The following is a 12,121-nucleotide window of genomic DNA, read 5'->3' on the forward strand; positions in this document are numbered from 1 at the left end:
CGCCATGGCATCGCTGCCCTGCTTCGCCGATGCCCCGCTCGGGCTGCTCGACCATGGCCCCGGCGAGTTGCGCGACCGGCATCGCCACGAGCATGCGTTTGTCGCGGTCGTGCTCGAAGGCGGCTATCAGGAAGCCGGCGACGAAGGCCGCTGGAACGTCCGCCCCGGCGACGCCCTCATCCACCACGCTTATGAATCGCACCTCGACCGTTTCGAGGCGAAGGGCGCACGCGTTCTCGTCCTGTCGCTGCCGGACGGCCTCGCCGCGACGACGGATCTCCGCGGCCAGGTCTCCGATCCCGACCGCCTCGTTCGCCTTGCCGAACGCGACGGCCGCGCCGCGTCGGCGCATTTCGCCGAGCTGTTCGTCGCCGCCGCACCGGCGGCGCTCGACTGGCCCGACCTGCTCGCCGACGACCTGCGCCGTCTCGATCCCTTCGCGCTTTCGCGCTGGGCCGAGGAAAAGGGCGTCCGCGCCGAAACGCTCAGCCGCGGCTTTCGATCGGCTTATGGTTGCACGCCGAAATCCTATCGCGCGGGCGTCCGCGCCCGTGCGGCCTTTGCCGCGGCGCGCATGGGCGACGAGCCTTTCGCCGAGATCGCGCACCGTCTCCACTTCACCGATCAGGCGCATATGACGCATGCGGTCGCGAGCCTGACCGGGGCGCCCCCCGGTTGGTGGCGACGACATCAAATGGATACAAGACAGCGCTGAACTCGCCGTTATAGTCGAGCAATACACACTGATGGAGACCTCCCCATGCTCGACCGCCGTACCCTGCTCGCCACGCTCGCCGCGACCTCTGCCATTGCCGGAGTCCGCTCGCCCGCGCGCGCGATGCTCGCCGACGCGCCCGCCGGCGAAGGCGCAAAGCTCACCGCGATCTATGAGCGCATCTACGACATGCTCGTCGATCAGGACCCGGAGTTCGCGACCGCGCTCGGCCTCGACAAGGGCGACAATGTTGCCGCCAAATCCAAACTCGCCGACCGCTCGCCCGCGGGCATCAAGCGCGGCCATGATCTTTATCGTACCGGCCTTGCCGAGCTCAAAAAGATCGACGTGTCGAAGCTGTCGGGCATGGATCTCGTCAATTATGAAACCTTCCGCGGCCCGTGGGAGGATTATGTCAAAGCCTATGACACATTCACCTACGGCCTCCACAGCTGGCCCGAACCGCATCCGGTGACCCAGCTCAGCGGCGCCTACCGCTCGATCCCCGACTTCCTGATCAACCAGCACAGCATCGCGAACGCCGCCGATGCCGAGGCGTATCTCGCGCGCTGCAACGATTTCGCGGCCCAGCTCGACAACGAGACCGGACGGGTCAAGGCCGACCATGCCGCCGGCATCATCCCACCCGACTTCGTCATCGACCGCACACTTGGCCAGTTCGACCGCATCTGGGCTCCCGCGCCCGACGCCAACGGCCTCACCACCAACCTCGCCGCCAGGACGAAGGATATCCCGGGCGACTGGTCCGCGCGCTGCGCCGCGATCGTCAAGGATCGCATCTATCCCGCGATGCGCCGTCAGGCCGACGCGTTGCGTGCCGTGCGGCCCAAGGCGACGCACGACGCCGGCGTCTGGCGCCTGCCCAAGGGCGATGAATATTATGCCTATGCGCTGCGCTTCGCGACGACGACGGGGATGACGGCAGAGGAAGTCCACAAGCTCGGGCTCGACCGCGTCGCCGAACTCAGCGCCCGCGCCGATGCGATCTTCAAGGCGCAGGGCATGACCAAGGGAAGTGTCGCCGAACGCCTGCGCGCGCTCGGCAAGGACCCGCGTTTCCTTTATCCGAACACCGACGCGGGCAAGGAAAAGCTGATCGCCGAACTCAACGCCCAGATGCAGGCGATCCAGGCACGGCTGCCCGAAACCTTCGGCCGCCTTCCCAAGGCAAAGGTCGAGATCCGCCGCGTCCCTGCGGACATCGAGGATGGCGCGACCGGCGGCTATTACCAGATCCCGGCGCTCGACGGCTCGCGCCCGGGCGCTTATTATATCAACCTGCGCGATACCGCCGAAAATCCCAGCTGGACGCTGCCAACGCTGACCTATCACGAAGCATCGCCGGGCCATCACCACCAGATCGCGCTCGCACAGGAGGCGACCGGTATTCCGCGCCTCCGCCGCCTGCCCGCTTACTCGGTTTATACCGAAGGCTGGGGCCTCTACGCCGAACAGCTCGCTGACGAGATGGGCGTGTATGAAAGCGACCCATGGGGCCGGCTCGGCTATCTGCAAAGCTATATGTTCCGCGCCGCACGCCTCGTCGCCGACACCGGGCTCCACCACTTCCGCTGGACCCGCGAGAAGGCGATTGCCTATTATAACGAGACGCTCGGAACCCCCGAGCCGTCGAATGTGACCGAGATCGAGCGCTATTGCGTCTGGCCGGGCCAGGCGACGAGCTACATGGTCGGGCAGACGAGCTGGGTCCGCATCCGCGAAAAGGCGAAGGCGACGCTTGGCGACAAGTTCGACCTGCGCGGTTTCCACGACACCGCTTTGTCGGCGGGTGCGATGCCGATCTCGGTGCTCGCGTCGGTTATGGAACGCTGGACCGCGGCGCAAAAGGCTTGATGGCGAACCCTTCGCCCGGTTCGCAGGCGAAGGGTTTCCGGCTCAATCTGGCGGCCGGCGGACGGACGCCGGTCAGCTCTGGGCGCCCCGCGGACCGATCGGCTGATCGGGGTCGCGGTCGGCAACGGCCTCGGCACCACCCGCCAGAATCCGGTGCCGCAGCACGTCCCAGTCATGGAAACGCCAAAAGCCGGGACTGTCGCGCCCGATAATCCGCGGATGCTCGGCCGACGGCGCAACCGCCCGGTCGATCGGCTCGATCTCGCTCAGCGTTTCGCAGTCGAAAAAGGCGCGGACGACCACATCCTCGGCCGCCTCGCCGCCGCTTCCGATTACAACGCCCAGCTCGCCGGTCGACAGCCGCACCAATGTCCCGACCGGAAAGATGCCCAGGCTGTCGGCAAAGCGGTCGAGCAGAGCCGGGTCGAAATGCCCCGCCCATTTTTGCATCGCGGTTAACGCCTCACACGGCGTCCACGCGGTCTTGTACGGGCGGTTCGACGTCACGGCGTCATAGACATCGCAAATCGCGCCCATGCGCGCCGCGAGCGACAGTTCGTCACCTTTCAGGCCGCCTGGATACCCCGACCCGTCGATCTTTTCATGATGCCGCAGACACAGCTCGAGTACCAGATCGGGCGCGCCAGGCGAGCTTGCGAGCAGGCGATGACCGGCAACCGGATGTGTTCGCACCGACCGCATTTCGCCTTTCGACAGCGCGCCGGGCTTGTTCAATATCTCGTCCGAAACCGCGACCTTGCCGACGTCGTGGAGCAACCCCGCCACGCCCAGATCCTCGATCTCTTGCGAATCGAGGCTCAGGTGGCGTGCGAAATTGATCATCAACGCGCAGACCGCGACCGAATGGAGATAGGTATATTCGTCCTTTTCCTTCAACCGGACGAGATTGATCAACGCCTTGGAATCGCGCTCGATCGACGCGCCGATCGACGCGGCAAGCTTGACCATGCGCCGTACCTCGACCGCCCGGCCAAGCCGCGCGGCGTCGAACATGTCGACCACAGCCTCGCGCGTCCGGTCGATCGCGCGCCTGGCGCGGCGGCATTCGCCCGCATAACCGCGACGGCGGCGCGGCGCGTCGCGCGCGGGGGTCTGCGGGGGAGCGAAGGTCGGCGCGGGGCGGAACGACATCGCATCGCCCCACGGGCGCTCCGATGTGGGCGGCTGTTTCGCGCGCACATTTTTGGCGGGCGGTTTTTCCTCGGCTTCGGCCTCGGGCAAATCCTCGGTCGGACCGAGACCGCGCTCGGCGTCGATCACGATGCCATCGATGCCCGAATGGCGAATACGCTGCAGCTGATCCTGCGTTTCGACCGAGAAATAGCGGCGCCAGAACGGGTGATCGAACCACGACCCTTCAAAGGCGTGGATGAACATGCCGATCTCGACGTCTTCTGGCCTTATTCGAACAAGCATTTTTGGTCCCGTCGCGGCCGATCACCGCGCCTGTTCTCAATACGGCACGCCGCGTGCCACTTTAAGCGGACTTTGCGCCGAACGGAGAATCAGTCGCCCGCGAAATCGAACGCGCTGACACCGCGCTCGCCCTCGCGGAAGCGCAACGGGCGGCCAAGCGGCGGCATCGACCGTTGGACGCAGCCGGTGCGCGTACAGCGCCGGCACCCAAGCCCGATCGGCGTCGCGGGACTGCGCATCAGGTCGATCCCGCGCGCCGCGATCAGCGGCGCGGCGACCTTCGCGTCAACCCCGACACATACGGCGAAGCGTGCCGGCGTGCCGCTGCCGGTCGAACCGGGGGCGGCCACGTTGCGCGACTGAGTGAACCAGCGCGACCCGTCCTCCAGCTCGACCAGGTCGGCGATCACTTCGCCCGGCCGCGCAAAGGCTTCGTGAACGCCCCACAAAGGACAGCGTGTGTCGCCATCGACCAGCGGCGACTGGCTCGCCCCGGCATAACGCTTCGACCCCTGCCCCGCGCGGTCGATCCGCAGCATGAAGAAAGGCAGCCCGCGCGCCCCGACGCGCTGAAGCGTCGTCAGCCGATGCGCGACCTGTTCATAGCCCGCGCCGAAACGCCGCTGGAGCAGCAGCAGATCATATCCCGTCGCGTCGCACGCCCGCAGGAAACGGCTGTACGGCATCATCAGCGCCGCGGCGAAATACTGGATCAGGTGGCGCTCAAACAGCTTGGCCGCCGCCGTCTCGGCGAATTCCGCGCCCGCGACGAGCGCATCGATCTCGGCCTTCGCCTCGATCTGCGCCAGCGTCGCCGCCGCCTGAAAGGTCCGCGATGCAGGGCGCAGCAATTCGTTGAGCATCAATTGCCGCGCGTGCCAGTCGAGCCAGCGCAGCCGGTCGGGCATCACATCGCTCGGCAGGATGCGGATGCCGAGCTGGTGCCGCGTGCGCAACCGCTCGGAAATCGTGCCGTACAGGTCACCGCCCGCAAGCCGCAGCTCGTCGGCCAGTTCCTCGGCGCGCGCGTCGAGATCGGGGAAATGGTTGCGCCATTTTTCGATCGCGCGGCGCACTGCGGCAACTTCGGGCGCATCGCCTTCACCTTCCGCGCGCCCTTCAGGCGCCTCGTCGAACAGTCGCGCAAAGGCGGCGGCAGTCGCCGGCGCGGTCTGCAGCCACTCCTCGACCTCCTGCGCCCCGATCCCCAGGTCGGCAAAGCGTGGATCGCCCAGCCGCCGCCGCAGCCCCGCAAGCCCGCCCGGCACATCCTCGGCACCCAGCTTCGCCGCGTCGAAACCGAAGCGTTCGGCCAGCTTGACGATCACCGTGGCGCTCAGCGGCCGCTGGCCATGCTCGATCAGATTGAGATAGCTCGGCGAGATGGCAAGCGCCTCGGCCATCGCCGCCTGCGTCATGCCGGCTTCGCGCCGCACTTTGCGCACCGCCGGCCCTGCAAACACTCGCCGCTCCGCCATTTTGTAACTTTCTTTACTAATTTACAGCCTGATTTACACCTATCGGCCATATTTCACAAATATTATTGACAAAGCTTTTCACTTTCCGCGACACTTTCGCCAACTTCCACCCATCACCTCCGCACAAGGATAAGACGATGGGTTATCAGGAAGACATGGCGCAGGCAGGCCGCCTCATCCGCGACTACGACGGCACATGGGATGGCATCAGCGGCGAAAGCATCGCCCGCATGCGCGCCCAGAACAAGTTCAAGACCGGCCTCGACGTCGCCCGTTACACCGCGCGCATCATGCGCGCCGACATGGCCGCCTATGACGCCGATCCCGCGAACTACACCCAGTCCTTGGGCTGCTGGCATGGCTTCATCGCGCAGCAGAAGATGATTTCGATCAAGAAGCATTTCGGCACCGTCAAGGGCCGCTATATCTACCTCTCGGGCTGGATGATCGCCGCGCTGCGCAGCGAATTCGGTCCGCTGCCCGACCAGTCGATGCACGAAAAGACCAGCGTCCCGGCGCTGATCGAGGAAATCTACACCTTCCTCCGCCAGGCCGATGCCCGTGAACTCGGCATGCTGTTCCGCGATCTCGACGCCGCGCGCGCCGAAGGCGACGAACTCAAGGCGAAGCAGATCCAGTCGACGATCGACAATCATGAAACGCACGTCGTGCCGATCATCGCCGACATCGACGCAGGCTTCGGCAATGCCGAGGCGACCTATCTGCTCGCCAAGAAGATGATCGAAGCTGGCGCCTGCGCGCTCCAGATCGAGAATCAGGTCTCGGACGAAAAGCAGTGCGGCCATCAGGACGGCAAGGTCACCGTGCCGCACGAGGATTTCATCGCGAAGATCCGCGCCTGCCGCTACGCGTTCATGGAACTCGGCGTCGAGGACGGCATCATCGTGACGCGCACCGACAGCCTTGGCGCTGGCCTGACCAAGCAGATCGCCTTTTCGAAGGAAGCCGGCGACCTCGGCGACCAGTATAACAGCTTCCTCGATTGCGAAGAAGTCGAGGGCGCGGGGAACCCCGGCGATGTCCTGATCAACCGCGACGGCAAGCTGGTGCGTCCGAAGCGCCTGCCCTCGAACCTCTACCAGTTCCGCGCCGGAACCGGCGAAGACCGCTGCGTCATGGATTGCATTGCGTCCTTGCAGAACGGCGCCGACCTGCTGTGGATCGAGACCGAAAAGCCGCACATCGAACAGATCGCCTCCATGGTCGACCGCATCCGCGAAGTCGTCCCCAATGCAAAGCTCGCGTACAACAACTCGCCAAGCTTCAACTGGACGCTGAACTTCCGCCAGCAGGTGTTCGACGCATGGGAGAAGGACGGCAAGGACGTCAGCGCCTATGACCGCGCCAAGCTGATGAGCGTCGATTATGACGGCACCGCGCTGGGCGACGAAGCCGACAACCGTATCCGCACCTTCCAGCGCGATTCGGCGAAGCGGGCCGGGATCTTCCATCACCTGATCACGCTGCCGACCTATCACACCGCAGCGCTGTCGACCGACAATCTCGCCAAGGAATATTTCGGCGACGAAGCGATGCTCGGTTACGTCAAGGGCGTCCAGCGCGCCGAGATCCGCCAGGGCATCGCCTGCGTCAAGCACCAGAATATGTCGGGCAGCGACCTTGGCGACGATCATAAAGAGTATTTCGCCGGCGAAGCGGCCCTCAAGGCCGCAGGCAAAGACAATACGATGAATCAGTTCGCCGCTTAACACACGAGCTTGGCGCGGGGCCCCGTTGCAACCCCCGCGCCTTCCCTCTTGGCGCGGGGCGCCTTGCACAGATCGCCCCGCGCCACCCGAGCTTTCCTGGGGAGGAAAGCCTGTCCGTCGGAAGCCGCAAGGCCTCCGGCGGACATTTTTTATTGCGGCAACGCCGCGCCCTCTTCGCGCGTCTTGACCAGCGACCAGATGATCCCGCCTGCGATCAAGGCCACGGTGACACCTAGGCTGACGAGAGGCGGGAACTTCGCGCCGTCCAGAACGAAGTCGGCGACGAAGATCTTCGACCCGATGAAGATGAGCACCAGCGCGAGCGCATATTTGAGATAATGGAAACGGTGTACCATCGCCGACAGCGCGAAATAGAGCGCACGCAGGCCAAGGATCGCCATGATGTTCGACGTGTAGACGATGAAGGTGTCGGTTGTGATCGCGAAGATCGCAGGCACGCTGTCGACCGCGAAGACGAGGTCGGCGAGGTTGATGACGACGAGCGCGAGGAAGAGCGGCGTCGCGGCCAGCACGATCTTTCCGGTCTTCGTATCGGGCACCCGGACGAAGAATTTCTCGCCGTGCAATTTCTCTGTGATCGGCATTCGGCGCGACAACCATTTGACCACCGGGTTGCCCTTCACGTCCATCGGCTTTTCGCTCGCGAACAGCATCTTCACGCCGGTAAACACAAGGAACGCCGCGAAAATATAGAGCAGCCAGCCATATTCGGTGACCAGCGCCGCGCCGCCCGCTATCATGATGCCACGCAGCACGATCACCGCGACGATGCCCCAAAGGAGCGCGCGATACTGATAGCGCGGCGGGATCGCGAAGGTTGTGAAGATCAGCGAGATGACGAAGATGTTGTCGATCGACAGCGCCTTCTCGATGAAGAAGCCGGTATAATATTGAAGACCCGCCTCGCCGCCTTTGGCGGCCCACACCCAAGCGCCGAACGCGGTCGCGATACCGATATAAAGCGCCGAGAGCTTCAGGCTCTCGCCAATCCCCATCTCCTTGTTTTCCTTGTTGAGGATGCCAAGGTCGAAGGCGGTGAGCGCGATCACGAGCGCGATGAAGGACAGCCAGAACCAGGCCGGGGTGCCCAGCCAGTCGGCAAACAGAAATTCCATGATATCTATTCCCTGGATATGCCGAGCGCGCCGCCTTTCGGCAGCGCACTCGATTTTCGATTATGTCGGATTAGCGAGCGAGCGCCGGTCGCAGCGCGGGCCGCAACGTCAAGGCTGCGAGCCGTTCCTTCACCACGAGCTTGAGCGCTTTCAGCCGCAGCAGACGGAATGGATCGGCACCGCGACGGCGCACCTCGCGGCGTTCGGCATCGTCGAGTTGACGATGCAGGACAGTCAGACGGTAGAGATTGGGATTGAGTGTCATTGAAATGGGCCTCCTGATCGAGAAATCAAGCAGGTGACGCCAATGCCGCAACCCCGGAAACAGGGGGGAGATAGGGCCAGAGCATCGGGGTCACCCGATGCGGTCCGACATCACGTGGCGAGAAATATCTCGCCGACGCCAGAGGGGCCCGGCCCGCATTTCTTTTATTTAGGACGCCGCCCCGTCGCTTGCAAGTCCCCCGACGTCCCGGCACGCTGCGATGAACGAAAGAGGAGGGTTCGAATGAGCGTACTAATCGAAAGCGATGGCCCCGTAACGATCGTCACCATCGACCGCCCTCACCGCCGCAACGCCGTCGATCCCGATACCGCCGTCGCCCTGCGGAACGCCTTTGCAGCCTTCGCCGCCGACGAAAATGCACGCGTCGCGATCCTGACTGGCAGCGACAGCCATTTTTGCGCCGGCTTCGACCTCAACGCCGTCGGCACCTCGCGCTACGACCCCGACGCCCCCGGCCCGATGGGGCCGACGCGCATGCTGCTCGAAAAGCCGGTGATCGCCGCGGTCGAAGGGCATGCCGTCGCCGGCGGGCTGGAGCTGGCGCTCTGGTGCGACCTGCGCGTTGCCGCCGCCAGCGCGATATTCGGAGTCTATTGCCGCCGTTGGGGCGTACCGCTGATCGACGGCGGCACCGTCCGCCTGCCGCGCATCGTCGGTCAAGGCCGCGCGCTCGACATGATCCTGACCGGCCGGTCGGTTACCGCTGACGAAGCGCAGCGCATCGGCCTTGCCGACCGTATCGTTCCCGATGGCGAAGCGCTCGGTGCGGCGATCAAACTGGCAAAGCAGATCGCCGCCTTTCCGCAAATCTGCATGAACAGCGACCGGATGAGCGCCTATCGCCAGTGGGATTTCGATTTCGAGGGCGCGCTCGCGCACGAAGCGCACGCCGGGATCGCCCCCTTGCGCGATGGCGCGGCGGCGGGAGCCAAGCGCTTTACCGAAGGCGCGGGCCGCGGCGGCAGCTTCGCCGCCTTCAAGGGGGAGTGAGGACGAAGATATGCATTGCGGCGCGGCTCTTTTCCGCATGGAAAAAAGGGACAAGGCGGCCCCCCGGGGGCAAGCCCGGGGAGCCGAAGTGGGAGGGGCATATCGGCGGGCGTGTGACGCCCATACTTCGCGGAACGCGCGGAGCGTCAAGGCGAGTGAGTATGTTAGCGCCAGGCGATCCGGCGGTGGAAGCTGACCTGCGATCAATCAATTCGATTGAAATGCGTCGTTTCCAGTTTTTGACGATTGTCGGCAGACCAGACAATCGTTTCGGTCATGGATTTCAGATCCTTGGCGACGGTATAGACGCGCGTCGAAACCCGCGCTCCCGCCTTGCCCAGCGTCATGACCAATGTGTCCGGCGCCGGCTGACGCAGAGCAACACTGTCGATAAAATCCATATTGCCGGTGATCGGTACGGGGACGCCATCGAGAGCCGCGGTCGATTCCGAATGTTTGCTGGAGCCGTCCGGCGCGACGATTTCCACGCGCGTTGTCCATTTTCCGTCCTGCGATGGATGGAACGTCATCGTGACCCGTTGAGGGCGTTCTTTTTCGGGCATGAGCGATGCGTCGAGCGACCAGCTTCCGACCAGCGGCAGCTGCCTGGATGCGGCGCTGTAAACGGCGTTCGATGTTCCGGCCTGATCGGCGGAAGGAGCAGCTGCGACCATTAATCCAGCGGCGGCCATGGGTATTGCAATGAGCATGACGATCATTCCTTTCGAACCGCGAACCCCGACGGCTGCGGTGTGCACCAAGTCCTTCCCGTTGGGGCGCTGTCTCGAAAGATCGATATTTTCGTCACAAATTTTTTGGAGGTCCAGAAGGCGCGCCAATTCGCGGCTGCTGCCCACGCCCGTCTTGCGGCGGGCGGAGCGCAAACGTTCGTTAATCGAGGTTTCCGAACGGCCCAGGCGCGCTGCGATGGTCTTCACAGTATGTCCGGCGACCAACAGACGCAGAATTTCCATTTCCCGGTCGGTGAGGCATGCGGTCAAGCCGAGAGCAGGATCATTGGACGACATGTCTCTTGCTCACCACAGCCTCACGAACAGGTCCATCCCAATTTATTTGGGAAATGCCAGCGCGCTACGGTAATGACTGCGGGGCTGGTCGTCCCAGGCGGTTTCCGCGTCTCCGGCTACTTCTTCGCCATCAGCTTCATCGTCATCGCCGTCAGCGCCTCGGTCGCGGTCGAGATGACGGCGGGCGCATCGGGTGCCCAGAAGGGCGAATGGAGGCTCGGCAAGGTGCGCCCTTCCTTCTTCGCCGCATCATATTCGGCCTGAGGCACCCCGCCGACCCAGACGATAAGACTCTTGATGCTCTTGTCCTCGCGCCAGAAGCGGCTGAAATCCTCGCCGCCCATCACCGGCGGCATCTGCACGACGCGTGTCTCGCCGAAGCTCGTTTTCAGATACGCCGCCATCTCCTCGGTGAATTCGGGCGTGTTGAAGGTCGACGGCGTATATTCATTCTTGTCGACGCTCACGACCGGCATCTTGTCGTCAGGCATCCCTGCAGCGATGGCTTCGCCCTTTGCGATGCGCGCAATGCCATCGAGCAGATGGTCACGCACTTCATCGCTATAGCTGCGAACGGTCAGTTGAAGCTTCGCTTCGTCCGAAATGATATTGTGCTTCGCGCCGGCGTGGAAGCTGCCGACGGTCACCACCGCGCTGTCGAGCGGGCTGATCTCGCGCGAGACGAGCGTCTGGAGCGCGCCGACGATGCGGCTCGCGAGCACGATCGGATCCTTGGTCGTCTGCGGATAGGCGCCGTGACCGCCGACCCCTTTTACCAATATGTCAACACTGTCTACATTGGCAAGCGCATAGCCTGGCGTATAGCCGATCTTGCCAGCGGGGAACTGCGCGGCGTCGTGGAAGGCGAGCGCATATTGCGGCTTGGGAAAACGGGTGTACAGGCCATCGGCGAGCATCATCCGCGCGCCCGCGCCGCGTTCCTCGGCGGGCTGGCCGATCATCACCAGCGTGCCCGACCATTTCGCCTTGTTCGCCGCCATCAGCCGCGCAACACCGACCCATGCGGTCATATGCGTGTCGTGGCCGCACGCGTGCATCACTCCGGTTTCGACGCCCTCTTTCGTAGTCACGCGTATCTTCGATGCGCCGGGCAGGCCCGTCTGCTCGGTGACCGGCAGGCCGTCCATATCGGCGCGCACCAGAACCACCGGACCGGGACCGTTTTCCATCACGGCCACGATACCCGTCCCGCCGACCTTTTCGGTGACCTTGAACCCCAGCTTGCGCGCCTCGGCGGCGAGAATGCCAGCTGAACGCACTTCCATAAAGCTGAGTTCGGGATTGGCGTGGAGGTCCTTGTAGATCGCCATCAGCGACGGCATCTGCTTCTCGACCTCGCCGCCGAGCGTCTGCGCGGCTGCAGGCATGGCGCCCAAAGCGCCAAGGGCCAGCGCTGCCGCGCCCGTCCGCAAAATTCGCATTCGT

The 12,121-nt window shown here is 64.2% G+C and carries 10 protein-coding genes; 4 read left to right on the forward strand and 6 right to left on the reverse strand.

The features are described from left to right. Positions 1-4 precede the first annotated feature (4 nt). Together AC3A43_RS06635 and AC3A43_RS06640 are read left to right on the forward strand one after the other, a co-directional pair. On the forward strand, positions 5-715 hold the full coding sequence (locus AC3A43_RS06635; protein WP_487791723.1) for a helix-turn-helix transcriptional regulator: 711 nt from the start codon (positions 5-7) through the stop codon (positions 713-715). A gap of 45 nt (positions 716-760) precedes the next feature. Continuing rightward, positions 761-2,590 carry a DUF885 domain-containing protein gene (locus AC3A43_RS06640; protein WP_487791724.1) on the forward strand — a complete coding sequence of 610 codons (1,830 nt, stop codon included), beginning with the start codon at positions 761-763 and terminating at the stop codon, positions 2,588-2,590. Between the two features lie 72 nt (positions 2,591-2,662). On the opposite strand, the gene AC3A43_RS06645 is transcribed toward AC3A43_RS06640, so the two are convergent. Together AC3A43_RS06645 and AC3A43_RS06650 are read right to left on the reverse strand one after the other, a co-directional pair. Beyond that, positions 2,663-4,027: an HD-GYP domain-containing protein gene (locus AC3A43_RS06645; RefSeq protein ID WP_487791725.1), complete on the reverse strand. Its 1,365-nt coding sequence runs from the start codon at positions 4,025-4,027 to the stop codon at positions 2,663-2,665. Positions 4,028-4,116: 89 nt separating this feature from the next. Then, a complete protein-coding gene (locus AC3A43_RS06650) occupies positions 4,117-5,505 on the reverse strand; it encodes a helix-turn-helix domain-containing protein (RefSeq protein WP_487791726.1) in 1,389 nt (462 codons plus the stop codon). A gap of 137 nt (positions 5,506-5,642) precedes the next feature. On the opposite strand from AC3A43_RS06650, the gene AC3A43_RS06655 reads away from it, so the two are divergent. Beyond that, positions 5,643-7,235, forward strand: coding sequence for an isocitrate lyase (locus AC3A43_RS06655; RefSeq protein WP_487791727.1), 1,593 nt, complete (start codon positions 5,643-5,645; stop codon positions 7,233-7,235). 149 nt (positions 7,236-7,384) lie between these two features. On the opposite strand, the gene AC3A43_RS06660 is transcribed toward AC3A43_RS06655, so the two are convergent. Then, positions 7,385-8,371 (reverse strand): TerC family protein, encoded by a 987-nt coding sequence (locus AC3A43_RS06660; RefSeq protein ID WP_487791728.1) that lies wholly within the window; start codon positions 8,369-8,371, stop codon positions 7,385-7,387. Between the two features lie 70 nt (positions 8,372-8,441). Further along, positions 8,442-8,636, reverse strand: coding sequence for a DUF465 domain-containing protein (locus tag AC3A43_RS06665; RefSeq protein WP_487791729.1), 195 nt, complete (start codon positions 8,634-8,636; stop codon positions 8,442-8,444). A gap of 243 nt (positions 8,637-8,879) precedes the next feature. Here AC3A43_RS06665 and AC3A43_RS06670 point away from each other — a divergent pair, with 243 nt between their 5' ends. After that, positions 8,880-9,647: a crotonase/enoyl-CoA hydratase family protein gene (locus AC3A43_RS06670; protein ID WP_487791730.1), complete on the forward strand. Its 768-nt coding sequence runs from the start codon at positions 8,880-8,882 to the stop codon at positions 9,645-9,647. 203 nt (positions 9,648-9,850) lie between these two features. On the opposite strand, the gene AC3A43_RS06675 is transcribed toward AC3A43_RS06670, so the two are convergent. Beyond that, a complete protein-coding gene (locus tag AC3A43_RS06675; RefSeq protein WP_487791731.1) occupies positions 9,851-10,675 on the reverse strand; it encodes a helix-turn-helix domain-containing protein in 825 nt (274 codons plus the stop codon). 116 nt (positions 10,676-10,791) lie between these two features. After that, positions 10,792-12,117, reverse strand: a complete 1,326-nt coding sequence (locus tag AC3A43_RS06680; RefSeq protein WP_487791732.1) for an amidohydrolase — start codon at positions 12,115-12,117, stop codon at positions 10,792-10,794. Positions 12,118-12,121 lie beyond the last annotated feature (4 nt).

The sequence above is a fragment of the Sphingopyxis sp. Soil_C_28 genome (assembly GCF_057657055.1).

What these genes read in the sequence shown, in the direction of transcription:
- AC3A43_RS06635 (WP_487791723.1), top strand. Translation starts at nt 5, where the DNA reads ATGGCATCGCTGCCCTGCTTCGCCGATGCCCCGCTCGGGCTGCTCGAC.
- AC3A43_RS06640 (WP_487791724.1), top strand. Translation starts at nt 761, where the DNA reads ATGCTCGACCGCCGTACCCTGCTCGCCACGCTCGCCGCGACCTCTGCC.
- AC3A43_RS06645 (WP_487791725.1), bottom strand. Translation starts at nt 4,027, where the DNA reads ATGCTTGTTCGAATAAGGCCAGAAGACGTCGAGATCGGCATGTTCATC.
- AC3A43_RS06650 (WP_487791726.1), bottom strand. Translation starts at nt 5,505, where the DNA reads ATGGCGGAGCGGCGAGTGTTTGCAGGGCCGGCGGTGCGCAAAGTGCGG.
- AC3A43_RS06655 (WP_487791727.1), top strand. Translation starts at nt 5,643, where the DNA reads ATGGGTTATCAGGAAGACATGGCGCAGGCAGGCCGCCTCATCCGCGAC.
- AC3A43_RS06660 (WP_487791728.1), bottom strand. Translation starts at nt 8,371, where the DNA reads ATGGAATTTCTGTTTGCCGACTGGCTGGGCACCCCGGCCTGGTTCTGG.
- AC3A43_RS06665 (WP_487791729.1), bottom strand. Translation starts at nt 8,636, where the DNA reads ATGACACTCAATCCCAATCTCTACCGTCTGACTGTCCTGCATCGTCAA.
- AC3A43_RS06670 (WP_487791730.1), top strand. Translation starts at nt 8,880, where the DNA reads ATGAGCGTACTAATCGAAAGCGATGGCCCCGTAACGATCGTCACCATC.
- AC3A43_RS06675 (WP_487791731.1), bottom strand. Translation starts at nt 10,675, where the DNA reads ATGTCGTCCAATGATCCTGCTCTCGGCTTGACCGCATGCCTCACCGAC.
- AC3A43_RS06680 (WP_487791732.1), bottom strand. Translation starts at nt 12,117, where the DNA reads ATGCGAATTTTGCGGACGGGCGCGGCAGCGCTGGCCCTTGGCGCTTTG.